This is a genomic window from Aquimarina sp. 2-A2 (genome assembly GCF_045505135.1).
Lineage (GTDB): Bacteria > Bacteroidota > Bacteroidia > Flavobacteriales > Flavobacteriaceae > Aquimarina > Aquimarina intermedia.
Map to the genome: position 1 here is coordinate 760,952 of NZ_JBJKFI010000001.1, position 26,055 is coordinate 787,006.

Annotated in this window: 23 protein-coding genes; 13 read left to right on the plus strand and 10 right to left on the minus strand. The window is 35.5% G+C overall.

Annotation, left to right across the window (positions count from 1 at the left end; all coding sequences use genetic code 11):
- Nucleotides 1-2 precede the first annotated feature (2 nt).
- Nucleotides 3-1,349 carry a dihydroorotase gene (locus tag ACJRPK_RS03370; protein WP_407138433.1) on the plus strand — a complete coding sequence of 449 codons (1,347 nt, stop codon included), beginning with the start codon at nucleotides 3-5 and terminating at the stop codon, nucleotides 1,347-1,349.
- A gap of 27 nt (nucleotides 1,350-1,376) precedes the next feature.
- Nucleotides 1,377-1,886 carry a DUF4296 domain-containing protein gene (locus ACJRPK_RS03375; protein ID WP_407138434.1) on the plus strand — a complete coding sequence of 170 codons (510 nt, stop codon included), beginning with the start codon at nucleotides 1,377-1,379 and terminating at the stop codon, nucleotides 1,884-1,886.
- Here ACJRPK_RS03375 and ACJRPK_RS03380 read toward each other — a convergent pair.
- Nucleotides 1,864-2,871, minus strand: a complete 1,008-nt coding sequence (locus ACJRPK_RS03380) for an NAD-dependent epimerase/dehydratase family protein (RefSeq protein WP_407138435.1) — start codon at nucleotides 2,869-2,871, stop codon at nucleotides 1,864-1,866. The two genes, ACJRPK_RS03375 and ACJRPK_RS03380, sit on opposite strands and share 23 nt — an antisense overlap.
- Nucleotides 2,872-2,982: 111 nt before the next feature.
- On the opposite strand from ACJRPK_RS03380, the gene tyrS reads away from it, so the two are divergent.
- Nucleotides 2,983-4,278 carry a tyrosine--tRNA ligase gene (gene tyrS / locus ACJRPK_RS03385; RefSeq protein ID WP_407138436.1) on the plus strand — a complete coding sequence of 432 codons (1,296 nt, stop codon included), beginning with the start codon at nucleotides 2,983-2,985 and terminating at the stop codon, nucleotides 4,276-4,278.
- A gap of 123 nt (nucleotides 4,279-4,401) precedes the next feature.
- On the opposite strand, the gene ACJRPK_RS03390 is transcribed toward tyrS, so the two are convergent.
- The 7 genes from ACJRPK_RS03390 to ACJRPK_RS03420 form a co-directional block, all read right to left on the minus strand.
- Complete coding sequence (locus ACJRPK_RS03390; RefSeq protein ID WP_407138437.1) at nucleotides 4,402-4,848, minus strand: YHS domain-containing (seleno)protein; 447 nt, start codon at nucleotides 4,846-4,848, stop codon at nucleotides 4,402-4,404.
- A 140-nt stretch (nucleotides 4,849-4,988) separates the two neighbouring features.
- Entirely contained in the window at nucleotides 4,989-5,969 is a 981-nt protein-coding gene (locus ACJRPK_RS03395) for an acyl transferase (protein WP_407138438.1), read from the minus strand.
- Nucleotides 5,970-6,110: 141 nt separating this feature from the next.
- Nucleotides 6,111-6,455, minus strand: a complete 345-nt coding sequence (locus tag ACJRPK_RS03400; RefSeq protein ID WP_407138439.1) for a T9SS type A sorting domain-containing protein — start codon at nucleotides 6,453-6,455, stop codon at nucleotides 6,111-6,113.
- Nucleotides 6,456-6,665: 210 nt separating this feature from the next.
- Complete coding sequence (locus ACJRPK_RS03405) at nucleotides 6,666-8,312, minus strand: hypothetical protein (RefSeq protein ID WP_407138440.1); 1,647 nt, start codon at nucleotides 8,310-8,312, stop codon at nucleotides 6,666-6,668.
- 180 nt (nucleotides 8,313-8,492) lie between these two features.
- Complete coding sequence (locus ACJRPK_RS03410; protein ID WP_407138441.1) at nucleotides 8,493-9,722, minus strand: hypothetical protein; 1,230 nt, start codon at nucleotides 9,720-9,722, stop codon at nucleotides 8,493-8,495.
- 180 nt (nucleotides 9,723-9,902) lie between these two features.
- Nucleotides 9,903-12,659: a TonB-dependent receptor domain-containing protein gene (locus ACJRPK_RS03415; RefSeq protein WP_407138442.1), complete on the minus strand. Its 2,757-nt coding sequence runs from the start codon at nucleotides 12,657-12,659 to the stop codon at nucleotides 9,903-9,905.
- Nucleotides 12,660-13,006: 347 nt separating this feature from the next.
- The gene (locus ACJRPK_RS03420) at nucleotides 13,007-13,360 is read right to left on the minus strand and encodes a toxin-antitoxin system YwqK family antitoxin (RefSeq protein WP_407138443.1); all 354 of its coding nucleotides are present in this window, start codon (nucleotides 13,358-13,360) and stop codon (nucleotides 13,007-13,009) included.
- Between the two features lie 203 nt (nucleotides 13,361-13,563).
- On the opposite strand from ACJRPK_RS03420, the gene chrA reads away from it, so the two are divergent.
- The 5 genes from chrA to ACJRPK_RS03445 all read left to right on the plus strand — a co-directional run bounded on the left by chrA (nucleotide 13,564) and on the right by ACJRPK_RS03445 (nucleotide 20,618).
- Nucleotides 13,564-14,697, plus strand: coding sequence for a chromate efflux transporter (chrA, locus tag ACJRPK_RS03425; RefSeq protein WP_407138444.1), 1,134 nt, complete (start codon nucleotides 13,564-13,566; stop codon nucleotides 14,695-14,697).
- Nucleotides 14,698-14,951: 254 nt separating this feature from the next.
- Entirely contained in the window at nucleotides 14,952-16,154 is a 1,203-nt protein-coding gene (locus tag ACJRPK_RS03430) for a porin (protein ID WP_407138445.1), read from the plus strand.
- Nucleotides 16,155-16,235: 81 nt separating this feature from the next.
- Nucleotides 16,236-18,629, plus strand: coding sequence for an inorganic phosphate transporter (locus ACJRPK_RS03435; RefSeq protein WP_407138446.1), 2,394 nt, complete (start codon nucleotides 16,236-16,238; stop codon nucleotides 18,627-18,629).
- 226 nt (nucleotides 18,630-18,855) lie between these two features.
- On the plus strand, nucleotides 18,856-19,539 hold the full coding sequence (locus ACJRPK_RS03440; RefSeq protein WP_407138447.1) for a response regulator transcription factor: 684 nt from the start codon (nucleotides 18,856-18,858) through the stop codon (nucleotides 19,537-19,539).
- A complete protein-coding gene (locus tag ACJRPK_RS03445) occupies nucleotides 19,539-20,618 on the plus strand; it encodes a sensor histidine kinase (RefSeq protein ID WP_407138448.1) in 1,080 nt (359 codons plus the stop codon). The genes ACJRPK_RS03440 and ACJRPK_RS03445 overlap by 1 nt, the downstream gene beginning before the upstream one ends.
- Here the strand turns inward: ACJRPK_RS03445 and ACJRPK_RS03450 are convergent.
- Nucleotides 20,556-21,611 (minus strand): glycosyltransferase, encoded by a 1,056-nt coding sequence (locus tag ACJRPK_RS03450; RefSeq protein ID WP_407138449.1) that lies wholly within the window; start codon nucleotides 21,609-21,611, stop codon nucleotides 20,556-20,558. The two genes, ACJRPK_RS03445 and ACJRPK_RS03450, sit on opposite strands and share 63 nt — an antisense overlap.
- Nucleotides 21,612-21,798: 187 nt before the next feature.
- Here ACJRPK_RS03450 and trmB point away from each other — a divergent pair, with 187 nt between their 5' ends.
- From trmB to ACJRPK_RS03475, 5 genes are all read left to right on the plus strand, one after another.
- Entirely contained in the window at nucleotides 21,799-22,473 is a 675-nt protein-coding gene (gene trmB / locus ACJRPK_RS03455; protein WP_407138450.1) for a tRNA (guanosine(46)-N7)-methyltransferase TrmB, read from the plus strand.
- A 13-nt stretch (nucleotides 22,474-22,486) separates the two neighbouring features.
- Nucleotides 22,487-23,113 carry a LysE family translocator gene (locus ACJRPK_RS03460; RefSeq protein WP_148781204.1) on the plus strand — a complete coding sequence of 209 codons (627 nt, stop codon included), beginning with the start codon at nucleotides 22,487-22,489 and terminating at the stop codon, nucleotides 23,111-23,113.
- Nucleotides 23,114-23,443 carry an MGMT family protein gene (locus ACJRPK_RS03465; protein ID WP_407138451.1) on the plus strand — a complete coding sequence of 110 codons (330 nt, stop codon included), beginning with the start codon at nucleotides 23,114-23,116 and terminating at the stop codon, nucleotides 23,441-23,443.
- Between the two features lie 167 nt (nucleotides 23,444-23,610).
- Nucleotides 23,611-24,750, plus strand: a complete 1,140-nt coding sequence (locus tag ACJRPK_RS03470; RefSeq protein ID WP_407138452.1) for a P-loop NTPase — start codon at nucleotides 23,611-23,613, stop codon at nucleotides 24,748-24,750.
- Between the two features lie 3 nt (nucleotides 24,751-24,753).
- Complete coding sequence (locus tag ACJRPK_RS03475) at nucleotides 24,754-24,993, plus strand: NifU family protein (RefSeq protein ID WP_148781207.1); 240 nt, start codon at nucleotides 24,754-24,756, stop codon at nucleotides 24,991-24,993.
- A 5-nt stretch (nucleotides 24,994-24,998) separates the two neighbouring features.
- Here ACJRPK_RS03475 and ACJRPK_RS03480 read toward each other — a convergent pair whose 3' ends face one another.
- A complete protein-coding gene (locus ACJRPK_RS03480) occupies nucleotides 24,999-25,898 on the minus strand; it encodes a metallophosphoesterase (RefSeq protein ID WP_407138453.1) in 900 nt (299 codons plus the stop codon).
- Nucleotides 25,899-26,055 lie beyond the last annotated feature (157 nt).

The following is a 26,055-nucleotide window of genomic DNA, read 5'->3' on the forward strand; positions in this document are numbered from 1 at the left end:
TCATGAGCAGCGTACTAATAAAAAATGTAAATATCGTCAACGAGGGAGAGATTGTTAATAGTGATGTATATATTGAAAACGGAATATTCAAAGAAATAGCAGCTAACATTAGTGCAAAGTCGCCGGATGTTCAAGTGTTTGATGGCGAGAATAAATATCTCTTACCAGGAGTGATTGATGATCAGGTTCATTTTAGGGAACCCGGGTTAACACACAAAGCAACTATTGAAACCGAGTCAAGAGCTGCAGTCGCTGGAGGCATAACTTCTTTTATAGAGATGCCCAACACCAATCCGCAAACAACTACGATAGAGAAGCTGGAAGAAAAATTTGAGATAGCGGCTAAATCCAGTTACGCAAACTATTCATTTATGTTTGGAGGGACGAATGATAACTTAGAAGAAATTAAAAAGTTAGACGCCTCAAAAGTTGCTGCTTTAAAATTATTCCTGGGATCTTCTACAGGTAATATGTTAGTTGATAATCCTGAAGTTTTAGAAAAAATATTTGCTTCAACCAATTTGCTAATTGCTGTACATTGTGAAGATGAAGAAACTATTAAGAAAAACACCGCTATTTACAAAGAACGTTACGGGGAAGACATTCCAATAAATTTTCACCCCATAATACGAAGTGAAGAGGCCTGTTACCTCTCTTCATCAAAGGCGGTAGCTTTGGCAAAAAAAACAGGGGCACGTTTGCATGTTTTTCATTTGTCAACTGCTAAAGAACTCGAGCTTTTTGATAATACCATTCCGTTAAAAGAAAAGAAAATAACTGCAGAAGTGTGTATACATCACTTATGGTTCTCTGACAAGGATTATCATGATAAAGGAACGTTTATTAAATGGAATCCCGCAGTCAAAGGAGAAAAAGACAGGGATGCCTTGTTTCAGGCATTGTTGGATGATAAACTGGATGTAATTGCTACTGACCATGCACCACATACCAGAGAGGAAAAGGAAAATGTGTACACCAAAGCCCCTTCAGGAGGGCCATTGGTCCAACATGCACTTCCTGCAATGCTTGAGTTTTATCATGAGGGAAAAATTGAACTCGAAAAAATTGTTGAAAAAATGTGTCATAACCCTGCTATCTTATTTGAAATAGAAAAACGAGGGTATATAAAAGAGGGGTATTTTGCTGATGCAGTATTGGTTGATCTTAATGCACCCTGGACAGTGAATAATGAAAACATAGCGTATAAATGTGGGTGGTCTCCATTTGAAGGCACTACGTTTAAATCACGAATTACACATACATTTGTCAATGGAAGTCTAGTGTATAAAAACTTCAAGTTTTACGATATAAAAAATGCAGCGCGTTTAACATTTAATCGTCCAGCTTAGAGATTATCTAACATAAATTGCACCTTTATGGGTACTACCGGTATACTAAATAAGTTATTAGCAACCCTATTTATTTTAATGATAATAGGATGTGACAGTGTCGAAAAGGTTGAAAAACCCGAGGTGTTACTTGAGGAAGATCAAATGGTTGAGATTTTAACAGATATAGCGTTTATCAAAGCGGCCAAGTCTTCTCATCGTAGCGTTTTGAATGAGCATAATGTTGATCCTGAAGCTTTAATCTTCAATAAATATTCAATAGACAGTGCTGTATTTGCTCAAAACAATGCATGGTATCTTAGTAAAATTAAAGTTTATAAAGATATTTTTACCAGAGTTAAAGCGAATATTGACAGCGCAAAATCCAACTACGAGATTTTGAAGAAAAAAGAAGATTCTATTCAAAAAATAACAGACTCTATTCAGGAAATTAAACAAAGAGATTCCCTTGATAACAGAAATGATAAATTGAGAGGTTCTGAACTAGACAGAATTCAAAAAAGAGAAAAAAGAGCTACTTCTTTGAAAAAGCTTTAGCCGTTTCTTCAACTGCTTTCTCAATTGGAGTGAATTCAAGATTCAACGTTTCTTTTATTTTTTTGTTTTCATACATGGATGCAGAAAAAGCACTTTGAACAGAGGACTTGTATATAGTAGGGGAGATTCCGAACAGCCTGTATAACAACCATTGAATGTTTGCGGCAACTTTCATAAAAAACGGGGTGACTCTTTTAGTTGGTGGTTCTACTTTTAGGCTTACGGCTATAAGGGTAAATATTTGTTTAAAACTCATATTCTCAGCTACAAGGATATAACGTTCATTAGCATGTCTACTTTCCATAAGCTCAATCATAGCTTTGGTTACATCCTGTACGGCGACATAGCCTGTGATGCCCGGAGTATGATATTTTAGTCCCTTGTAAATCCTTTTAAAAAGAAATCCACTACCAGAATTAAAAAATCCCGGACCAATGATAACACCCGGATTGACAATTATTGCCTGTAGACCCTCTTGTGTTCCTCGCCAGACTTCCATCTCACCACCATATTTTGTAATGGCATAAATTGAGTGTTTTGATTCAGGATTCCATTCTGATGTTTCATCAATTTTGGATTGATTTTTAGGTTCTCCCAAAGCTGCGATTGAACTTACATAGCAGATTTTCTTGACTCCGCTGATGATAGACAAATTGACAACATTAGCAGTGCCCTCAATATTTACTTTGCGTAATTGTTTGTCCATTGCAGGGTTGAAACTTATAATAGCGGCACAATGATAAACTTCGTTAATATTTTTAAAAGCAGGCGTTAATGCCGGAATATCATTGATTGAAGCTTGATGCCATTCAATTTTATTAAAGAATTGATCAGAGGTTGCTCCAAAAAAGGAAACAAAGATTTGTTGGACATGGTGTTTTTTTTGTTCTGATCGATACAGTGCACGAATCGATTTATTGTTTTGCACCAGTTTGATTAATAAATGTGTGCCAACTAACCCGGTGGCTCCTGTAACTAATACCATAGTAAACTTTAAGTATAGACTAAGGTAAGTATAATTGGGATTTATCCCGTATTGATGGTAGAATATTCTTCAGATTTTTATCTTTGTTGATTGTATTTTAAAATTCTACTAATGACTAAAAATTTTATTGAAGAAATCACTTGGAGAGGCATGCTGCATGACGTAATGCCGGGAACCGAAGAACATTTGCTTGAAGGTATGAGAGGTGCTTATGTGGGGATTGATCCTACGGCTGATTCTCTTCATATAGGTCATTTAGTGAGCGTCATGTTGTTACGACACTTCCAATTGGCCGGTCATAAACCCTTTGCTTTAGTTGGAGGGGCGACGGGTATGATCGGTGATCCTTCGGGCAAATCTGCTGAGCGGAACCTGTTGGATGAAAAAACGTTGAGACATAATCAACAAGCGTTGAAGGAGCAATTGTCCCGTTTTTTGGATTTTGAAAGTGATTCTGAAAATGCTGCCGTGCTCGTCAATAACTATGACTGGATGAAGGATTTTTCGTTTTTAGATTTTATCAGGGATGTCGGTAAACATATTACGGTAAATTATATGATGGCCAAGGATTCGGTAAAAAAGCGTCTATCGTCAGAAGCCGCAGAGGGGATGTCTTTTACTGAGTTCACCTATCAACTGGTACAGGGGTACGATTTTTTACATCTATATAGATCTCATGATTGCACGCTGCAAATGGGAGGAAGTGATCAATGGGGCAATATTACCACAGGAACAGAATTAATACGTCGTATCGGTTCGGGTAAAGGCTATGCTTTGACGTGTCCTTTGATCACCAAAGCCGATGGCACAAAATTTGGAAAAACCGAAGGTGGCAACATTTGGTTGGATGCTAATAGAACTTCACCTTACAAATTTTACCAATATTGGCTAAATACCAGTGATGAGGATGCTGAAAAATACATTAAAATCTTTACATTTTTAACTAAAGATGTGATCGAGAACTTGGTACGTGAACATAAAGAAGCACCACATCAAAGAGCTTTACAGAAAAAATTAGCAGAAGAGATTACAATAATGGTACATTCTCAGGAGGATTTGGATAATGCAATAAAGGCATCTGCTATTCTCTTCGGAAAATCTACATCTCAGGACTTAAAACAATTGAATGCCGCCACTTTTCTGGATGTTTTTGAAGGGGTGCCACAAGCAGAAATTTCTTCAACAGAGGTAACTGCCGGGATAGATATAATTGCAGCCTTGGCAGAGAAAACCGGATTTTTGAAATCTAACGGAGAAGCGCGCCGTGCATTAAAAGAAAATTCAATTGCTGTGAATAGGGAGAAAGTATCAGATTCTTACACCATCTCTACTGATGACTTGATCAATGATCAGTTTATATTATTGCAAAGAGGTAAGAAAAATTATTTTATTATCCGCGTGATATAAAAAAAGATAAAAACAAAGCCTACCTGTTTTTACACGCGGTAGGCTTTGCTAACTAACCAATCAATTATTGAAAAAAAAACTTAACTATATATTTCTTTATTTTCAGTATCACTACTGAACCATTTATTTTTGTAATGCTTTCCAGTTGCGGTTAGCGCTTTCCAGAAGTATTGCTGTGTTTCCTCGTTGCCATTTCTTAAGGGTGTTAACCCCCCATGAATTGTAAAAAAGATAAAGCTTACCATCACGTATTTCAAAAGTTTCCGGATCAATATCCACTTTGTCAGACTTAACCCCTATAGCATACGCGCAGTAGCCACCAAACTGAGGAGTGTATTGTTCAGGATTTGATTCAAATGTTTTTTTATTTGCGCCGGTTGTAAAACGATATAACGCTCCCTCGTAAGAGGCTTCGATAGTTTTTTTACCCTTTATAGCTTTTCCGTTAAAATATTCAATAACGTCATAACCTTGTGCAGCATACCCTTTTTTTATATTAACATCTGCTTTTTGGGCATTTGTTCCTAGTATAAAAAAGAAAACAAGTGCAACAACAGACGTAATCCTCATATAAAATGATTTATTATACTAGACGGATATACTAGAGAAACCTTACATAAATTATAAGAATTTTTTTAAAAAAACCCTATTATTGTTATGTAATACTGGGCAGGATAATGGTGAGCAGATATTTCTAAGGAAAGAGATGTTTAAAGAACCATAAGATTACAGCCCCTTATATCGCTATGATCAAAACGGCCTAAAATCTCAAAACTGTTGTCAGCATATGATTTCCCTAAATCCTGAGTTGCAATAAATGAGCAGGAGTGTAAGTTCGCAAGATCAATTACATTTATTCCGCCGCTTTTCCCTGAATTTAAAAGGGTCAATGCATCTTCAGGGTCACGAGTTGATATTCGCATCCAGGGAGGACAATTAAAAAGGCCATCACCCAGAGAGTAAGCTTGTGATAATAATTCGGTCATCCCATATTCACTATGAATTTTTTCTACCCCAAATCCTTTTTTTAAAATATCATGAAGTTCTTCTCTAATCAGTTCCTTACGTTTACCTTTCATTCCGCCGGTTTCCATGATAATAGTAGTATCACCTAAATTAAAAGTTTGTTTTTCGACCAAATCCAATAAAGCAAAGGAGACACCGATGAGTAATACTTTCTTATGGGCCTTTTGCAAAGCCACAAGTTTTTCAATTAATGCGTCAAGATTGTTTAGATAGAATCCACTTTCGGGATCTTCGCTTTGTGTGATGAAATGTTGAGCCATATATACCAGAGAGGACCCACTGCGCTCGAGATAAGAAGGCAATAAAGCTAAAACGGTATACTCTTTTATAGCTCCATAAAAATGACTAAATCCCTCAGTAAAACTTCGTTCATAAAGGGATACATCCCTAACATAATGTTTACTCACAACCGATCCGGTAGTACCACTGCTGCTAAATACTTGTTGTGTGAGAACCTCTGGTTTAATGACGGTATGAGATTTAAAAAAAGCAATCGGAAGAAACGGAATGTCTTTGAGAGCAGTTACAGATGACTTTGCAACACCCAGCAGATTACAAAATCTTTGATATACCGGGATATGGGTATATTGATATTCGAAAACACGAAGTGCTACCTTGTCAAAGTCTACTTGATTTTGAATTGAAAATATATCTTCGCTGAGCATAGGGTACTTATTGTAAAGTAAGTACAAAGGTATAAAAGTGAAAGGGTAAAAGCGAGCGTAACGATTAAGAATCGATCTGAGACACTAAATTCTCTCGATCAAAACCAACAGGTATGAAAGTGTTAGATTAAAAGATTGAAGCTAGCGAATAACTAATTTTCGAGTTGCAGTCTTTTTTTCTTCTTTTATCTGAATTATATATACTCCGGAATTAAGCGATGATATATCTAATTCTTTACCGATAAGCACTTTAAACAATACTTTTGCGCCAAGAACGTTATATATGGTAACCGTTTTGGTCAAGGCTCTGTCAGAACTGATATTAAGGATATTGCCGGTTGCCGGATTAGGATAAATACGTAAACCATCAATTACCTGAGCGGCTCTGGCATCTGCAATAGCACTATCTGATTGCGCTTTACCACCATAGGTAAAAGACAAGGAGATTAAGAGCATTAAAAGTATTAAGGAGTAGATTTTTTTCATATTATCACTGCTTTTGGGGGTTTAAAGATACAAATAAATCCATACATCGAACTATACTTATTGTATTGGGATCGTTAAATTAATGTAAAAATCTGAGGAAATTCGAGATTTACTTTATTATTTATGCTTACGTGCGTGTTGTATGCAAGTAAAAAAAAATGTCTCAGGATTTTGAAATTCTGAGACATTATCATTTTAATTTGAGGAATGTTATTTTTTAATTTTATACATCTGTTCTTTTGATTTGATTATATAGAATCCAGGAGGTAAACTGTTAATTATAATCTTCTCCTCTTTATTGGAGTATATTTTTTCTCGAACTTTCAAAACTCCTGCAGCGTCATAAATATTAATAAAATACGGTATAGTATTTAAATCTTCTTTGTTAGCATAAACTGGACGCGTCGGTAGACGAGAAGAAATATTGGCAGTAGTATAAGTGATTGGTATAACTAAAGTATTATCATTCTCTCCAGCTGTTCCTTCATCAATTTTATTATCCACATCTATATCAACGATAATAAAATAATCACCATTAAATAAAGAATTCTCATTAATATCCCATCCATTTATTTTAGTATCTATTCCGTATGAAATATTAGGCTCTCTTTCTGGTATCGTTATTTCTTGTAAAAGACGATCGTACTCTTTTTCAAGAGTATTGTCTTCTGAAAAGTAAAAATTAACGTTTGTACTTTCGGATCTAACATTTCCGATGTTTCTAATTTCTAATTTTGAAAAGTTGATATTTCCAACACCTCCATTAGAAATTAGATGTTTTTTACCAGAGCTAAAAAAAGCATCCAAAAAAGGTGGGCAAGTTAGGCATTGAGAAAACACTATTGATTTGACATAATCAACCACTAGATTTGGGTTACCAACAGGAATTGGACAACCGTTATTCTCAATAGGTCCCGAAATGCTTGGACAATTATCTTTATCATCTGCAACCCCATCATTATCTTTATCACAAATAGAAAGTTGAACTGGATTTTGACTAAAAAATGATCTAGGGTAAGTATCACGATCGATCTCAGGCGATTCTGAAGATGATATGATATATAAAAAATCTATTTTGCCATCTAGATCTCTTCTGTATACTGTGCCTTTTTCAAGCTTTGTGTAGGTGTTAATGTTAAAACGAAAGGTTGGCAAATATCGAAAATCATCAGAGCATAAAGTTTTTTGTGCTTCTGCAGTGCTATGACCGAGATATTTTACAACATGTTGTTTATCCAATCTGTTAGGGCATATACTAATACTCTCATTACTAAAATCTGATCGTTTGTAAGTATCTCTATCGTAGTGCTGAGTATTGAAAGATTCTATTATCAATAAATATTCGTTTACATTATTCTCAGTTCTTATAAATACGCCATCATCAGGAAGGGGTTCAGAAATTATGATGTTTGTAGTTAGTATGGGTAAACTTTTATAATTATCGGTTCTACATAGATTAGTAAAAGCTTTATCATAAGTGTTTCCCAAATTCTTGTAAGTATGCTTCTTTGAGTAAGGATTAGAACAAAAATTAGGTAATAAAGTAAATTTTGATTCACTAAAAGAATCTCTTTCGGAATTATATGCTTTTACCTCGGTGATTATGAAATACTCTAAATTACCATAATCGTTTAATTCATAAATACTCCCTTTCTCTAAGGGATTTACAGATTTCACATTAAAGCTAACTACAGGATAATTTGTCGACGTGTAGTTGTCTGAGCAATAGTTGATTAATGAATTATTAAAGGTGTTCCCAATCTTAATAGTCGTATATCCCCTAGATACATTAGCAACTAAAAGAAAATTATTTAAGATGATAAATAATATTAAGGTTAAAAGTTTTTTGGTTTTCATATGAATTAGGTTTAGAGTTATTTTCTAAATTTAGTAATAATGGAAACGTTTAAAACCTGCCTTATTTAATCATTCGGTTAAGTTTATCTTAACAACATTTTCGAATAATGATGAATTAAAAAAGCCTTGTAGTTATTAAAACTACAAGGCTTTTACGCTTTTATTGCTAGATTTTTGTGCCTATAAAGATGGGTTCAAAATTTCATTTACCGTAGTAAAATCATAATTTGAAAATCCAAACACTGTTAAATCAGCGCCCGTAGTAGATGCATCAATATTGACAGTTGCATTTACTTCATTTTTTACGTCAGTTTCATCAATATTTATACCTCTTACTGTTATAGCAGCAGCAGCATCAGCATTACCTTTAGAATCACTAAGATCAATAAAATCACCAGCCTTTGAACCATTTTCAGTTCCCAAAGCGACAATAGCATTTGTTATGGTCACTTTACTACCTCTTCTCACTTTAATCATGTCAGACATTTCGATAGTACCCAAAGCATCATTGACAATAGTAATATTGTTGATAGTTGGGTTGGATAAAGGAGTCGCAGCATTATTATCTTCGTTACTATCACCTTCGATACCTCTTGGATCCTTAGTTACTGCAGTGAAATCTTTTTCTCTGATCAGAATTGCATTATTAACGGTTCCTGTCCATCCAAAAGTCCAATCTAACATATCATCCTTCGCGTTAACTACCATTAAATTGGTTACGCTAACAGATCCACCGAAAAACTCAACACCATCATCATCACCATTTTCTACCACGATATTATTTACCGTAGTACCAGATCCTACACCAAAGAAAGAAATTCCATTAAATTCTTGTTCACCATCTATTCTTGCACCTGTATATTTAGCGATTACATAAGATAAGGTACCAGAGTTATCATCAGCTACTGTTCCGCCATATTTCAAGCCTGCAACTTCTGTTTGCGCATCTACTCCTACATTCGATGGTGCCTTACCGGCAATTACAATACCACCCCAGTCACCAGACCTTGGGTTTGACGCAGAAGAAGTAAAAGTGATCGGTGCACTTGCTGTTCCTATCGCTTCAATTTTAGCTCCTCTCTCTATAGCTACAAAAACATCAGAACCTCCAGCAGTTGCTTTAATTGTAGTTCCGGCTTCTATTTCTAAGGTTGTTCCTTCTTTTATTCTTAGTGGACCCGTTAAAGTATATTCTGTCCCTGCTACTAGTTTTATATTACCGGTTACATCACCTTTTAGATCTGAAGGTTTAAAGTCTTCATCATCTGTCGAAGTGATTATTCCATCACCACTAGCTCCTCCGTCTGGATTTCCCCCTCCATTCGGATTTAAGGCAACATCATCATCACTTGAGCATCCTGTAAAAACTAACGCTGCTAATGTTAAAGCTGTTAAAACTACTTTTTTCATCGTTTTTTTAAATTTTGTTGATTTAATTTCTTGGGTCAAAGAAAATGAATTATTCACTAGAAGTCTTTACTAGAACTTTAACGCTTCGTTAATTACATCTTACCAGTGTTACCTGTGTGTTAATGAAAAAAGCTCAATCAGCAATTTGATTGAGCTTTTCTTTTTCATAGGTACAGCACGTTAGAATTTGTATGATAATCCTAATGAAAAATTCATACCTTTTTCAAAACTTGTCACGGTAACTTCTTCACCTGTTATGGTTTCTTTGGTAAGTTTATAAGTTGGATTTAATAAATTCTTAGCACCAAATTTAAGCGTAGTTTTTTCTCCTATTTCGGTTTTGAAAATAAAATCTAGAGTAGGGATGGCTGATTCTATTGTATTTTGATTTCCCTGAACGCCAAGACTAAAAATTCTATCACTGAAATAGTTGAAAACCAACGATGAGGTAGTATTTAATTTTTTCCCTTTCGTATTAAAAGTAATATCGGTATTTACTAAAAAAGGAGATGCGCCTTCCAAACCATCTGAAGCATTGGTAAAACTAAGTGATTCTTTCAAATCTTGTTCGGTCTCCAGAAATGAGGCATTTAATCCGAACGAAATGTCATTTTCTCCATCAGTACCTTCAAATGTATAAAGTTTCTTTCTTACTTCTAATTCAACACCATAAACTTCTGCTTTTTCTCCTGTATTATCAAAAGTCAAGTTGCCAACGGTATCCTCGTATCTGTTGATTGGGTTTTTGATGTGTTTATAGAATCCTGTTATTGTCAAAAGTTCGCCAGAACTAAAGTACCGTTCCCATTTAATATCCATGTTATAGTTATCTGCAGGAATCATGTTGGGGTTACCAATATCATCAAAATCAACTCCTTCATACTTGAACGGTGCTAGTTCTTTGAATTGTGGTAACGTATAGGTCTTACTCGCTGCCAGACGAACAATATTTTTGTCATTGACAGAATATTTTAAGTTAAGGCTAGGTAGTAAATAATTTTCATCAATTGTACCTAATCCACGATTACTGGGATCATCACTGGAGCTAATATTTGTATCCCAGATAATGGATTGATCTACCTTTTCTGCACGCAACCCTATGTTAGCAACAAACGAAGGGGAGATGTTGTAGAAAACATCGATGTATCCTGCATGAATTTCTTTATTACCATTATAGGTATATGGAGCAAAGTCAGATATAGCATTACTACGACCTCTATTGGTTCTAAATTCGAATTCACCATTACGTATAGCGCCTTGCGTTAAAATGGCATCAATATTATCTGGATCAATATCTGTTCTTTGATTTACGGCTAGTGGAACGAAACCAAAAGTTATATTTTCAAAATCTCTATCAGTATTGCGATAGTCGTATCCTAATTTGATATCACCAAAATTGCGCTCGGCATCTTCGAAGTTTCCAAATTTGTAGTTTACACTAAATTTACCTGCGTATTCATCTTCTTTTAAATCACCATAGAATCGTTGCGTATTTGCCTGACCATTTGGGTCAAAAAGATATATTTCTGTATCCGGATCAAACGTGTAGGAGTCAATTCTTCTGTCAGGTTCATCTCCTCTAACAATATTGTATGACGCTCCTAAATCAAAATAAAAACGCTCATTCAAATTGATTTTAGACAAAAGCTGATTCACATATAATTTATTAGAGTTTTGTTGTTGACGTCTAATAAAGATAAGCTCGTTATCGCCTTGCTCATCACCTGAAACTCCAAACTGTTCTGAGACTATTTGTGAATTATTATGGATCACTAAGCCATTATATTCGATGGTATTATTTAGTTCACCAAACGTATAGCCTAAGTTGCCCATTAAAATTTGCTTAACATTATAAATATAAGATTCATTTCTTACATCCTTCGAAAATTTTGTTTTTTCGGTAGTAATTCTAAAGATGTCTCCATCTCTATATGAATAATCATTATCGAATGATGCTAAGAAATAGGTGCTTAGCTTATTATCTTTAATTCTAAAAGTATTACCATACGATAAGCTAATACTACTATTTGTTTGCAAGTCTTGTGATCGTGGCTTAAAGGAGGTGTCAAAATTATAAACTTCAAAGTTTTCAGTAGGAATAGTATTATCTATGTTAGTTCCCAGTCGTGTCGCACCATCAACGGTTAAGAAGTTTTCTTTGTTATAAGTAACGGTGTTGATTCCGGTTGAAACATCAATTTTAAACTCTTCTTTACCAGTGTGTTCTTTTGATGCTATATCAATTGTAGCTCCAGCTACGTCACCATACATAGAAGATCCGAAGGTTTTGCTAACTCCAACATTTTGTATCACATCAGAGCTAAAAAAATCGAGTGAAATATTTTTATATAAAGGATCTTCAGATGGTAATGGCAATCCGTTTAAAGTTGTAGCATTAAGACGATCTCCAAGTCCTCTGACAAAAACATTCTTTACACCTTCTGATTTTGTAATTCCGGCTATTTTTGTCACGGCACCTTCGGCATCACTAACTCCCTTACGTGCTAGCTCCTGAGCCCCGATTTTTTGCTCAATTTTTACGGCATTCTTTTGTTCAAGAATTAGAGCCTCTTCACGCTCTTTATTTGTTTGAACCTTAATTACTACTTCATCCAGCGCTGCAGCGGTAGCTCCCAGTGAAGCGTCCACTACTGTTACCTTATCCTTTTCGACTTGAATATTAGGTAAAGTGACAGTTTCATAACCTGTAAAACTTATTTCGAGTGTGTGATTTCCCACTGGCACATTCTCGATGGTATACAGACCATCAAAATCTGAAGCTGTTCCCATAGAAGTTCCTTTGATGATCACATTTGCAAATGGCAAAGGTTGGTCGCCAACTTCTTTATCCAAGAGTGTTCCTGAAATTGAACCCTTGTCTTGTGCCGAAATACTGCTTGTGAATATTACTAGTAGTACAATAATTAAATTTCTCATTTTTTTGTCTCTCTAATTTTGCTGCAAAGAAACTGTAAGAAGAATGAAGTAATATTAAGAGTATATTATCTATCTGTAATTATAAAGTTAGCAGTTGAGGGAGTTTTTTGAGTCGCAAATAACTAAAAAACTTAGTTCAAACATTTGAAAATAAGGTATTTAGATTTATTTAGACTTGTAAAAACAAAGATTGTGCTATGTTAAGGAATTGTAATTCATTAGGTGAGAAAGAGCTAGTATTACTTTAATATTATCCACAGTTTTAGGATGAGAACAAGGTTTCTTTTAAAAACAAAAAAAAGCTATCATTCTATGATAGCTTTGTAATTTTAATAGTTCAGAAGTTGTTAATTTCTACTAACAATATTTTGTTTGGGTCCCCAGTTAATTACTGAAGCAATTTGATTTTTTGAATAGTCGACTTCTGATAAATTATCATTGTTCCAGAAAAACCATTTTCCGGATTTTACACCTTGGTTGTAATTACCAATTGCGGTTTTTTTCCCTTCACGGTTATAGGAAATCCATTTACCATGTAATTTACCATCCTTGTAGAAACCAAACTGACTTATCTCACCATTTTCATAATAAAACGTTCCTTTAATCAGATCACCTTCTTTTTCGAATGTAGGTTTTACGTCTTGCGCAAATAATGTAGTCGTTAGCAATAAAGCGATTATAGCTGTTATATAATTTTTCATAGTATATGTTTTAAATAGTTATGAGGTCTTGTTCGTTTAATGTTTTATAAAGATAGTAATAAATTTACATTCAAACAACATTTACGTAACATTAAATTAACATTGAACATATTGTATATTGATATTCAGTGCTTTAAATATTAATTCGCAATCAATTATTTAATAAGACCTTTATTTTATTTTTGTGCTTTTAACTATTTACTATGCCACTAAATAAGAATTTAAAGGAAGTAGCTTTGGTTTTTTTCAAATTAGGGTGTATAGCTTTTGGTGGGCCTGCTGCACACATTGCTATGATGGAGGATGAAATTGTAACGAAGCGTAAGTGGATGACACGCCAACATTTTTTGGATTTGATAGGAGCTACTAACCTGATTCCAGGTCCGAATTCAACCGAAATGACTATGCATTGCGGACATGAACGTGCCGGGAAAATCGGACTATTTGTGGCCGGTTTTTGTTTTATTTTGCCAGCAACCGTAATTACCTTACTGTTCGCATATTTTTATAGTACGTATGGAACGCTTCCTGAAGTTGCACCTTTTTTAGCGGGAATTCAGCCAGCAGTATTGGCAATCATTGCTTCGGCTATTTTAAAACTAGGTAAAAAAGCTCTCAAGAATTATCAGTTACTGATTTTAGGAGTATTGGTAGCTATTGCCAGTTTTCTCGGAGTAAACGAAATTTTGGCGCTCTTATGCGCAGGAGTTTTGGGAGCCTTTGTTTTTAGTGGTTTAGGAAGCACTCAAAAAAAACTTTTTTCTTTAAGTCCTATGATGCTACTGTGGTTCGGTATTACTAAACTTACCAATCTCAAAATATTCTTAACCTTCCTAAAAGTCGGGGCAGTGCTCTACGGAAGTGGATATGTATTATTTGCCTATCTTGATACTGAGTTGGTGAGTACGGGTTGGTTAACCCGCGCAGAACTCATAGATGCTATAGGAGTAGGGCAGTTTACTCCAGGGCCGGTATTGTCTACAGCTACATTTATAGGTTTTCAGCTAGGAGGTTTTTGGGGAGCACTTTTGGCAACGTTAGGGATCTTCTTGCCGTCTTTCTTTTTTGTACTTATTTTAAACCCGCTCTTACCAAAATTACAGAAATCAACTTTTTTTAGACATTTTTTAGATTCGGTTAATATAGCGGCTGTTGCATTGATGCTTGTGGTCTTGTATCGTATGGCTATCACAACTGTGGTAGACTGGATATCGCTAGTAATTTTCGGGATAGCGCTTATTCTGGTTTTTTTATTTAAAAAAGTCAGTGTGATTTGGATTGTGTTAGGAGGCGCGTTGTTGGGGTATGCCTTATCGTATGCGCAAAATTATTTTTAACACTAGCTTAAAGTTGAGGTAACATACAACTCTGTGAATTCAAATACATTTGGCGCATCATATGATATGATTAGTTTCATTAAATCTCATTAGTTTTTGTCGACTTCGATTTTTGAAACAAAGGCTGACTAGGCCGGTCAGCCTTTCTATTGATCAACAGCATGTTCTGGTTTTTAAATAATCTTTTAGAAACCTTTAGTTAACCTTAAATTAACATTGTTATTGGTTCTTTGCGGCGACAAAAACTAATAATAATGAAATTAAAAGTTTCACTAGCAACAGTGTTTCTGTTGCTCGCTTTTAAAGGTTCTTCGCAGGAAGTAACGAACACAAAATTTGGAAAAGGAATTTTTAATGTTATCGCCAAAGATAGCTCCTGGAGCATGAAATTTTCTGCTCGTATGCAGTTTTTATCTACGACGCAATGGGATATTGTAGATGACAACTTCGGGAAAGCACAATCAAACTTCTTAGTTCGGCGAGCGCGTCTTAAATTTGGTGGTTTTGCCTATTCACCCAAATTGCAATACACAATAGAATTAGGCTTATCAAATAGAGATATTTCTGGTGCTTCAGAGTTCACTAGCAATGCTCCACGATATATACTGGATGCGGTGATCAAGTGGAATTTTTATAAAAACTTTACGTTATGGGCAGGTCAAACAAAACTTCCGGGAAATCGAGAACGGGTGATTTCTTCAGGGAATCTTCAGTTTGTGGATCGTTCACGTCTAAATAGTAGATTTAATATAGACCGTGATTTAGGATTACAATTACGACATCATTTCAAAATTGGGAAGCAATTCCTGATTAAAGAAGCTTTTGCTGTATCACAAGGGGAAGGTAGAAATGTCACTAGCGGAAACCTTGGAGGGCATCAATATACGAGTAGATTAGAGATTTTACCTTTCGGAAATTTTTTAAGCAAAGGGGATTATATCGGTAGCGCTATTAAAAGAGAAGAAACTCCAAAACTGGCGCTTGGTTTTACTTATGATTATAATAAAGACGCGGTAAAAACGAGAAGTAACTTAGGAGACTATATGGTTACTGACACTGGATTTTACACCACAGACATCACGACCTTCTTTGCAGATGCCATGTTTAAATATAAATCGTTTTCTTTTATGGGAGAGTTTGCACATCGTGACGCAGATGATGCTGTCGCTGTACAGGAAGACGGTATAACACCAACAGGTGATGTGGTAAATGTGGGAAATGCACTAAGTTTACAGGCAGGACACATGTTTAAAAATAATTGGGAACTTGCAGGGCGATATACCTCAATAAACTATGACGCAATCGTTAATGCAGCGTTTGAAGAACGTTATACTATCGGACTATCAAAATTTATCGTAGGTCATAAACTGAAGGTACAAACAGATTTGACGTATATTACAGAAGCGGGAATTGCAAGGGATTTAGTCTATAGATTACAATTTGATATACATTTCTAGCAGCTTGGTCATACATAACAGTTTGGTAACATTAGACCCAATTTTGATTTTAATATTTGCACTTTAAAACACCATAAGTAAATGGATAATATTTATATTTTAATGATCGCAGCACTTGCTATATTGGCAATAGCAGATCTAGTAGTTGGAGTTAGCAATGATGCGGTTAACTTTTTAAACTCGGCAATTGGTTCAAAAGCGATATCGTTTAGAACTATTATGATTGTAGCCAGTGTCGGTATCGCTGCAGGAGCGATTTTTTCTAGTGGATTGATGGAAGTTGCGAGAAAAGGAATTTTTGTGCCGGGAGAATTTTATTTTGATGAAATCATGATCATATTTATGGCTGTGATGATCACCGATATATTATTGTTAGACTTTTTCAATACGTTGGGGATGCCTACCTCTACGACAGTTTCTATAGTTTTTGAATTATTAGGTGCTGCAGTGTGTATTGCTTTGATCAAAATCGGAGCAGACGCTAACTTGACAGTAGCCGATTTAGGGAATTATATTAACACTAAAAAAGCGATGGAAATTATATCAGGGATTTTACTCTCTGTAGTGGTGGCGTTTTCTGTAGGAGCTATTGTGCAATTTTTTACCAGAATGTTGCTTTCTTTTGATTTTGAAAAAAAAGCCAAATGGGTAGGTGCGTTGTTTGGTGGGGTTGCTTTAACTGCAATTTTGTATTTTATTTTCATGAAAGGAATTAAAGGTACCAATTATGCTAAAATTGTTGTGGATACCATCTACAGTGGTTCTCCTGAACAATTATTAGATTGGGCAAATTCCTACTTTAGTGCATCGTATGAGACGGTGAAAGAATTAGCAAAAGAGAAAAAAGATTTATTCAAAGTAGATATTGAGGCCGGTACTATTGATCTTACCTTACGAGGATTGCTTGAGACGTACGTATTACCAATTGTTGCTGTAGGTTTTGTGATTTGTTCATTGGTGTCTTATGTATTAACTGCAGTATTTAAAATTAATGTTTATAAGTTGATTATTGCTGTTGGAACCTTTGCCTTAGCACTTGCATTCGCAGGAAATGACTTGGTAAACTTTATCGGAGTACCCATTGCAGCATGGCAATCATACGAAGCATGGGTAGCTTCCGGAATTCCGGCATCAGAATTTTCTATGAATGTATTAAGTTCTAAAGTAGATACACCTACAGTATTATTATTTGTAGCAGGAATGATAATGGTATTAACGCTTTGGTTTTCTAAAAAGGCTCGATACGTAGCTGAGACGGAAATTAATTTGTCTCGTGAAGGTGAATCCAAGGAACGCTTTGATTCTAATTTTCTTTCCAGAGGTGTAGTTCGAGGTACAATTTTAATAGGTCAGGGATTAAATGTGATAATCCCAGTGCCAATGAAGAAGTATTTGGACAAACAATTTACTAAAAAAGTAGTGCAGTTGCCAAAATCTAAGACGTTTGAGATGCCTGCCTTTGATATGGTGCGTGCCGCAGTTAACCTTATGGTAGCTGGAGTTCTGATCTCTATTGCAACCTCGATGAAATTACCGCTATCTACAACGTATGTGACTTTTATGGTAGCAATGGGTACATCCTTGGCTGATAGGGCTTGGGGTACAGAAAGTGCTGTGTATAGAGTAGCAGGTGTTTTAAATGTAATTGGTGGATGGTTCTTTACTGCGATCAGTGCTTTTCTGGCGGCAGCGACCATTGCTTTTTTAATCAATCTTGGGGGACCTGTTATGATTGCAGTATTGTTACTAATTGCGGTATTGTTACTAATTCGCAACACAGTGAATTATCGTAATAAGGTAAAAGCAGAAAAAGCAGAGGATAGTCTTACAAAATCTGAAAGTGGCTCTATACAAGGAGTGATCGAAGAAAGCTCTGATAATATTAAATCATTTATTAAACGAGCTAGTAAAATTTATTCAAACACGATGAGTAGTTTGGCTAAATACGATCTTTCGGACTTAAAGAAAAGTAAAAAAGGTGTAGCTAAGCTGGATGCAGAAGTGGAAGGATTGCGAGATAATATTTTTTATTTTATCAAAAACCTTGATGATTCAAGTGTAGGTGCGAGTAATTTCTATATTTCTATCTTAGGATACTTACAAGATATGTCTCAATCTCTTGAGTATATTACAAAAGCAAGTCATAAGCATGTCAATAATAATCATAAGAAGCTTAGATTTAACCAAATCAAAGATTTAAAACAAATAGAACAAGAACTTAATGATTTATTTGGACAAATTAAAGATGCGTTTAGTAATCGTGAATTTGAACGTATTGATGTGATTATTAACGAAAAGCAAGTGCTTTTTGAAAAAGTAAATGATAAGATCAATCGTCAGATCGAACGAACTCGATCTGAAGAAAGTAGTCCAAAAAATACCACATTATATTTTGGTCTCTTGTTAGAAACAAAAGATTTAATAACTGCTACAATGAACCTGTTGACTACGTACAGAGATCATTATAAGAATTAATTTTTTGGTAAACCTAAGGTCAAGCCGAATACTGTAAAAGTTTTCGGCTTTTTTTAGATCACCACATAAAAGGTTATCTTAGAGTAAACAATTGAAATCTATCAGGTTAAATTAATGTTATGAAATATCAGATGGGATGTTAGTTAATTGTTACCAAGTAGGGAATGATATGGTAACTTCTGTTTTAATAGTATCTTTAACCTATAGATTACATAATTAAAAAAGAATGAGTAATAAAGATATTACAATTTTATTAGTTGATGATGAGCCCGATATTCTAGAAATAGTGAGCTACAATTTATCAGCCGAAGGGTTTACCGTGGTTACTGCGGATAACGGAGTTAAAGCTATCAAACTAGCCAAAAAAAGAAAGCCACAACTCGTAATATTAGACGTTATGATGCCCGAGATGGATGGCATCGAGGCGTGTGAGCAAATCCGTAAAATACCGGAACTTCAAAACACCATCATTACATTTTTAACTGCAAGGTCCGAAGATTATTCCCAGCTAGCGGGATTTGATGCAGGGGCAGATGATTATATTACCAAACCCATTCGACCAAAAGTTCTGGTAAGCAAGGTTAATGCATTACTACGTCGTTTTAAGAACGAAGATATATCAGAGAATATTGTAAAGATAGGTAACCTGGTTATAAATAGAGATGAATATAAAATTGTAAAAGATAAAAAGGAAATTGTACTCCCTAGGAAAGAATTTGAATTGTTATCTTTACTTGCATCAAAACCTGGTAAGGTCTTCAAACGAGAGGATATCTTGGACAAAGTTTGGGGTAATGAGGTAATTGTAGGTGGTAGAACAATTGATGTTCATATTAGAAAGCTACGTGAGAAAATAGGAGACGAAAGCTTTAAGACCATCAAAGGCGTAGGTTACAAATTTGTAGTATAATGGCAGATTTTTTTAAAAAGTCATATAGGTTCGCCCTAATGACTTCTTTATATATCACTCTATTGCTAACGCTCGTTCTGGGCGTTTTTTTATATTTCCGTTTGGAAATAGATTACATTGCTTTGTCAACTTTTGCTATCAGTTGTTTCTGTATCTCATTTTTTGTAATTCAGTATAGAGCAGAACGGTTCATTTACAGGAGAGTTAAAGCGATCTACGATGAGGTAGAGTTGTTAGACGTTGATGATATTGAAGGTACTCCGGTAACCACCAATATGGATACTTTAAAGAAGCAAGTTGAAAAATTTGCAAAATTACGCAAATCAGAAATTGAAACCTTAACGATACGTGAGGCCTATCGAAAAGAGTTTCTTGGTAATGTTTCACATGAGCTAAAAACACCCTTATTTACCGTTCAAGGCTATATTCTTACTTTGCTGGATGGTGCGATGAATAACAAGGAGATTTTAGAGAAATATTTAAGTCGGGCCAGTAAAGGGGTAGAGCGCTTGATTTACATTATAAAAGATCTGGACATGATCACCAAGCTCGAAACCGGTGATTTGCATCTCAACTATGTTAATTTTGATATCGTAGAGTTAATTCAAAGCGTGTTTGATTTATTCGAAATGAAAGCTGCAAAAAAAAATATTCTCTTGGCTTTTGACATGAAGTATACGCATCCAATCATGGTTCATGCAGATAAGGAACGTATACAGCAAGTGGTGTCCAACCTGATTGTAAATTCAATCAAATATGGCAAAGAGGATGGTACCACCGAAGTGAGTATAGAGGATTTAATCAGAAACAAACTTATAGTACGTGTAACCGATAATGGGGAAGGAATTGCGCAACGGCATATCCCGCGATTATTCGAACGTTTCTATCGCGTAGATAAAAGTGGTTCTCGTAAAGAAGGAGGGTCGGGTCTTGGTTTGGCTATTGTTAAGCATATTATAGAAGCGCATCATGAAAGAATTTATGTCGAAAGTGATTATCATGTTGGAAGCGAATTCTCATTTACGCTGGAAAAAGTGAAAAAGTTCCCCATAGTCAATGTCGGTACTAAAACTGCTTAACCCTTTATAAGAAGATAACTTATATAGCTCTTTCAAAGAGAAATCTTGCTGCTTACAACTGGGCGCAATTTTGTTGCTATTGAGACGATCAGCCAAGTACTCCTGTTCAGACTGCCCCGGAGTAGGTATGAAAAATGCACGTTTGTTTAGTTTAGCCAAATCCATCACCGTAGTATAACCAGACCTCGAAATGATCAAACTGCTACTATTTATAGTGTTTTGTAAATCTTTTCCAGTCAAAAAATTGTGAACGGTTATGTTGTCTTTATGGTAAGTTTTATGCGTTTCCTCTATAAGTCCGCGGATAAAAACAATTCGTTTGTCACTTTGCTTAAATTCTTTAAATAATTTATTTTCTAATAGCGTACGTTGAGGTTCGGGTCCGGATAATAAAACCATAATATCATATTCTTTCGGTAAGTCTTGATAGCAAAACCTGCTTAAAGGACCTAAATATGTAACGGGCAATTTTACTTTCTTGGGGTGACCTAACACTCCACTTAGATTAGGAGAATCAGCCATATCAGGCACCCAACATACGTCAAATTTTTTTATATATTTATTATGTATCTTAGTGCTCAACGCGGTTGTTTTTCCACTTAAAACAGTCAATTGGTGTGTAATAAAAACTGAAGGAACATTTCTGTGCCGTACTCCCAATCTGTTATCAGAAATGATACCATGATAATGATCTTTTGCAACAAGTTCTTCAATTGCTTTTTTCTCAGCTTTAATAGCGCGAACAATTTTGGGACTATTAAGTACCATTTTTAATTTAAAAGTATTCGCCGTTTTGGAGTACTCAATGTTGTAAGAAGGAAGCTCTTTAGTCTCTGTATCGGGAAATTCTTTTTTTAATAGATCTAGTGCAGCCCCATCAGATGCAATAACAGGAGTTAGCCCCTCTTTTATAAGCGCATTGATAATAGGAATGCATCGTGTGGCATGACCCAGCCCCCAGTTGAGAGGAGCAATTAGAACTTTTTTCTTCAATGTGCTTTCATTTAGGTGATTAGTTCAATTTGTATTTATAAAAGTAAAGCTATAATTGAATGCATATATTTCCTTAATTTTACCAAAAAATTAAGTTTACATGTCATTAGGTGCTCTTCAGAATATTTTCCTGTTTCTTTGAAAAAAACTTCTCGATAGCATAAACCTTTTTAATTAAAAAAATACAGTGGGTAGTAAGAATAAGCAGAAACGATTTAATGAAAATAAAACCTTTGAAAATGTAATTGAACCTTCCCGTTCAGAAGTTTTAGAAAACTCACTGGGGTATAAAGGCGCTTGGAACAAAAAGTTTTTTAAAAATGACAATCCTATTATTCTAGAATTGGGTTGTGGAAAAGGAGAGTATACTGTTGCGCTTGCAAAGAAATTTCCAGACAGGAATTTTATAGGAATTGATATCAAAGGTGCTAGGTTTTGGAGAGGCGCCAAAACAGCAATTGAAGAAAAGATCACTAATGTCGCCTTTATTCGGACCCAAATTGAATTAGTCGATCATATCTTTGCAGAACACGAGGTTTCTGAGATATGGATAACATTTCCGGATCCACAAATTAAATATAAGCGCACAAAACATCGTATGACTAATCAAGTGTTCCTGGACCGCTATAAGAAAATACTAACGCCTGATGGGCTTATGCATTTAAAAACGGACAGCGAGTTTATGCATGGATATACCTTAGGATTACTTCATGGTGCGGGACACGAAGTTTTGTATGCAAATCACGATGTATATAAGCAGGCCGGATCGCCCGAGGAGGTCACATCTGTTCAAACTTTTTATGAAAAACAATATCTGGAAAAGAATAAACCTATAACTTACATCCAGTTTAAGATCTCTTAATTAAACTATATCCGTGGAGGCTACGAAACTTTTTTTAATTACTTTTTTTGCATCAATGGTTGGGGTTATACCGCCGGGTTTGATAAATATGACGGTTGCCAGAACCTGTCTGGAGAAGGGTAAAAAGAACGGAATTCTGGTCGCTGTTGGAGCATCCTTAGTTGTTTTTGCACAAGCCTTGGTGGCAATCTTATTAGCAAAATATATTTTTTTCAATCCCTTTGTGAGAACTATGTTGTTGCGAACCGGAGCGGTGATTTTTTTATTATTAGCGGTTTATTTTTTTGTCAAAGCCAGACAACGCCGAACTAAGATAAAAGTTCGTAGCAACGATGATACACGCAGTTTCTTAAAAGGTGTGATGATGTCTGCTATCAACGTATTGCCTATTCCATATTTTTGCGCTATTGCTGCAGGAATGAGCGTGAGTGGAAATATAGATTATGATTATATTGAGATCGTCTCATTTGTACTTGCTGCCGGATTAGGGACGTTTGTTACACTATATTTATATGTACTTTCTTTTTTGAAGATTGAAACAAAAACTGAATCTATCACAAAATACTCTAACTATTTTATGGGTGTTTTAATGCTTATTTTAGTGATAATAACGATGGTGAGAATTGTTTACACTTGGTAGATGGCTACAAATGATAATTTTTTCGAACGGGTATACGACGTAGCAAAAAAAATTCCTTACGGTCGAGTAACTACCTATGGCGCGATTGCAAATTTTTTGGGTGCTAAGCAAAGCGCACGAATGGTAGGTTGGGCTATGAATGCCTCTGCAAAACATGAAGATATCCCTGCACATCGTGTGGTTAATCGAGTTGGGTTATTATCCGGAAAACATCATTTTGAAGGTACATCTGTGATGCAACAAATGTTAGAAGCCGAAGGTATACAAATCGAAGATCATAAAGTAGTGAATTTTGAAACCCACCTTTGGGATCCGGCGAAGCACTTATAATTACTACAGATTTTTCACGCTGCTAATTCAGATTCGAAAGACAATCGTCTTCAATTATGATGATATAAATCATTTCAATTTTCTGCCTTCTTATTTTCAACTTTTCAAGGTATCTTTGTGCGATCATTACGACTCGTCTTAAATGAGTACATATTAAAGGATCAAAAATGAAGTTAGAGAAAGAAGCAATACTGGAAGCCTTAAAAACTATAACTGTAGCAGGAGAGGGAAAGAACATGGTAGAGAGCGGAGCGATCACCAACGTAATTACTTTCGGAGATGAAGTGGTGGTGGATATGACGCTTGCTACTCCGGCCCTGCATATTAGAAAACGTGCTGAAGTTGATGTGATGAAGGTGATTCACGAAAAAGTGTATGAAAAAGCGAAAGTCAAAGTTAATGTAAAAGTTGAGGCGGCAGCTGCAAAAGCAGAAGTCCCGAAGATAAAAGGGAATCCAATCCCTGGGATTAAGAATATTGTGGCGGTAGCCTCAGGAAAAGGGGGAGTAGGTAAATCTACAGTTACTGCAAATCTAGCAGTTACTTTAGCCAAAATGGGATTTAAGGTAGGCTTGTTAGATGCCGATATTTACGGACCGTCTGCACCGATAATGTTTGATGTAGAGCGGGAGCGTCCACTATCTGTAAAAGTTGGTAATGCATCGAAAATGAAACCCGTTGAGAGTTATGGAGTTAAAATACTTTCTATTGGGTTTTTTACACAACCTGATCAGGCGGTTGTTTGGAGAGGTCCTATGGCAGCAAAAGCACTAAACCAAATGATTTTTGACGCAGCTTGGGGTGAATTAGACTTTTTATTAGTTGATTTACCTCCGGGAACAGGTGATATACACTTGTCTATCATGCAGTCGCTTCCCATCACAGGGGCGGTAGTGGTAAGCACGCCTCAAAATGTGGCACTCGCAGATGCTCGTAAAGGAGTTGCGATGTTTCAACAAGAAAGTATAAGTGTACCGGTATTAGGTATTATCCAAAACATGGCGTATTTTACACCAGAAGAGTTGCCGGAAAACAAGTACTATCTTTTTGGTAAGGATGGCGCTAAGAATTTGGCTGAAGATTTAAATGTACCATTTCTAGGTGATCTTCCGTTAGTACAGAGTATCCGAGAGGCAGGAGATGTAGGGAGACCAGCAGCTTTACAAACAGCTACGCCTTTAGAAAAAGCCTTCGAAGAAATGACACGTAATGTGGTACAAGAAGTGGTGAATAGAAACGAGTCTTTACCACCAACCGAAGCGATTAAAATAACTACCATGGCAGGTTGTTCTGCTGTAAAAAAATAGATCATGACATCGCAAGAAATTAAACTAAATGTAGAAAAAGCGCTTGACGAAATACGTCCTTTTTTAAGAAGTGATGGTGGAGATATTGAGTTAGTGAGTATTGAAGAGGATAAGATTGTCAAAGTTCAATTACAAGGGGCTTGTGTAGGATGTAGTGTAAATCAAATGACGCTAAAATCGGGTGTGGAGATGACGATTAAAAAATACGCTCCCCAAATAGAACAAGTGCTTAGCATCGAATAAGGTTGCTATTTTTTAAATTCTTTTAATTTTTGAGGTCCTTCTAACGGAATTCGGACGATTTTTAAGACACCATCTTCCGTTGTTGCTATTTGCCATTTAATTAAGGTGATGGCTCCATTTTCAATTTCCATCCCCGTAATCGATCTTGGATGCACACAACTACCTGCATTGAATAAAGCTGGTTCTCCGACTTCTGGAAATCTCGGTCGATGGGTGTGTCCAATCATGGTAGACTGATTAGTGTTGGCTCTAATCCAGCGTTTAAAACGACGTTCTACTTTTATAGTTTCTTTATAGTTTTTTGCAGGACTGGTTGGATCTGCTATACCAATAACCTGTAGCGGTCTCCATAAGATTCTGACCAAAAAACGATGAAATCGCCAGCCAACATAATTCATGAATTCGGCTTGATGCCCATGTACCAAAAATAATTCTTGTAAAGTTTCGGTATGTTGTAAACGTACTGCCTCATGGTATTTAATGTTTGAAAACAGTGGCATCTTTCGATTTAATTTTCGATCAAAATATGCGTGTAGATGTTTTTTTATATAATCAGGATCACGATACACCATGTCGTGATTTCCCCAGATCATTACCAATCTGCGTTCGAGATGAAATTTTTTAAGCAGTTGAAACACATTTTCATGCGCTCTAAAAATAGTGTCAAACCTACGATTTTCCCATAATTCATCCCCATCACCTAATTCACAATACACAAAGTTTTCTTTGTAATAATATTTTAGGGCATGGGTATAAATATTGCGATTGTTTGAAAACTCATCAGCAAAACTATTATCCCCTCGATGACAATCACTAAAAACAATAAATTTAGAGGTATCATCAAAAGGAAGTATTGGTGCATTGATGAACGCACGGTTTATACGGGACTGAGAAGAAAAAACCATAGTTAATCCTTTGATTTAAAGGTTTCGGGAATTTAGTAAAAGCTAAGATCACATGAAAGCTTCAAAAGTTAAGGGGAAATTAATATTTTATCTTAATATATTCTAAAAATAATAAGGTAATACATGGTTTTCACATAATATTAATGATATCCAAGTT

What these genes read in the sequence shown, in the direction of transcription:
- ACJRPK_RS03390 (WP_407138437.1), bottom strand. Translation starts at nt 4,848, where the DNA reads ATGAGGATTACGTCTGTTGTTGCACTTGTTTTCTTTTTTATACTAGGA.
- tyrS (WP_407138436.1), top strand. Translation starts at nt 2,983, where the DNA reads ATGACTAAAAATTTTATTGAAGAAATCACTTGGAGAGGCATGCTGCAT.
- ACJRPK_RS03395 (WP_407138438.1), bottom strand. Translation starts at nt 5,969, where the DNA reads ATGCTCAGCGAAGATATATTTTCAATTCAAAATCAAGTAGACTTTGAC.
- ACJRPK_RS03420 (WP_407138443.1), bottom strand. Translation starts at nt 13,360, where the DNA reads ATGAAAAATTATATAACAGCTATAATCGCTTTATTGCTAACGACTACA.
- ACJRPK_RS03380 (WP_407138435.1), bottom strand. Translation starts at nt 2,871, where the DNA reads ATGGTATTAGTTACAGGAGCCACCGGGTTAGTTGGCACACATTTATTA.
- chrA (WP_407138444.1), top strand. Translation starts at nt 13,564, where the DNA reads ATGCCACTAAATAAGAATTTAAAGGAAGTAGCTTTGGTTTTTTTCAAA.
- ACJRPK_RS03405 (WP_407138440.1), bottom strand. Translation starts at nt 8,312, where the DNA reads ATGAAAACCAAAAAACTTTTAACCTTAATATTATTTATCATCTTAAAT.
- ACJRPK_RS03470 (WP_407138452.1), top strand. Translation starts at nt 23,611, where the DNA reads ATGAAGTTAGAGAAAGAAGCAATACTGGAAGCCTTAAAAACTATAACT.
- ACJRPK_RS03415 (WP_407138442.1), bottom strand. Translation starts at nt 12,659, where the DNA reads ATGAGAAATTTAATTATTGTACTACTAGTAATATTCACAAGCAGTATT.
- ACJRPK_RS03375 (WP_407138434.1), top strand. Translation starts at nt 1,377, where the DNA reads ATGGGTACTACCGGTATACTAAATAAGTTATTAGCAACCCTATTTATT.
- ACJRPK_RS03480 (WP_407138453.1), bottom strand. Translation starts at nt 25,898, where the DNA reads ATGGTTTTTTCTTCTCAGTCCCGTATAAACCGTGCGTTCATCAATGCA.
- ACJRPK_RS03440 (WP_407138447.1), top strand. Translation starts at nt 18,856, where the DNA reads ATGAGTAATAAAGATATTACAATTTTATTAGTTGATGATGAGCCCGAT.
- ACJRPK_RS03400 (WP_407138439.1), bottom strand. Translation starts at nt 6,455, where the DNA reads ATGAAAAAAATCTACTCCTTAATACTTTTAATGCTCTTAATCTCCTTG.
- ACJRPK_RS03445 (WP_407138448.1), top strand. Translation starts at nt 19,539, where the DNA reads ATGGCAGATTTTTTTAAAAAGTCATATAGGTTCGCCCTAATGACTTCT.
- ACJRPK_RS03435 (WP_407138446.1), top strand. Translation starts at nt 16,236, where the DNA reads ATGGATAATATTTATATTTTAATGATCGCAGCACTTGCTATATTGGCA.
- ACJRPK_RS03370 (WP_407138433.1), top strand. Translation starts at nt 3, where the DNA reads ATGAGCAGCGTACTAATAAAAAATGTAAATATCGTCAACGAGGGAGAG.
- ACJRPK_RS03410 (WP_407138441.1), bottom strand. Translation starts at nt 9,722, where the DNA reads ATGAAAAAAGTAGTTTTAACAGCTTTAACATTAGCAGCGTTAGTTTTT.
- ACJRPK_RS03475 (WP_148781207.1), top strand. Translation starts at nt 24,754, where the DNA reads ATGACATCGCAAGAAATTAAACTAAATGTAGAAAAAGCGCTTGACGAA.
- ACJRPK_RS03430 (WP_407138445.1), top strand. Translation starts at nt 14,952, where the DNA reads ATGAAATTAAAAGTTTCACTAGCAACAGTGTTTCTGTTGCTCGCTTTT.
- ACJRPK_RS03465 (WP_407138451.1), top strand. Translation starts at nt 23,114, where the DNA reads ATGGCTACAAATGATAATTTTTTCGAACGGGTATACGACGTAGCAAAA.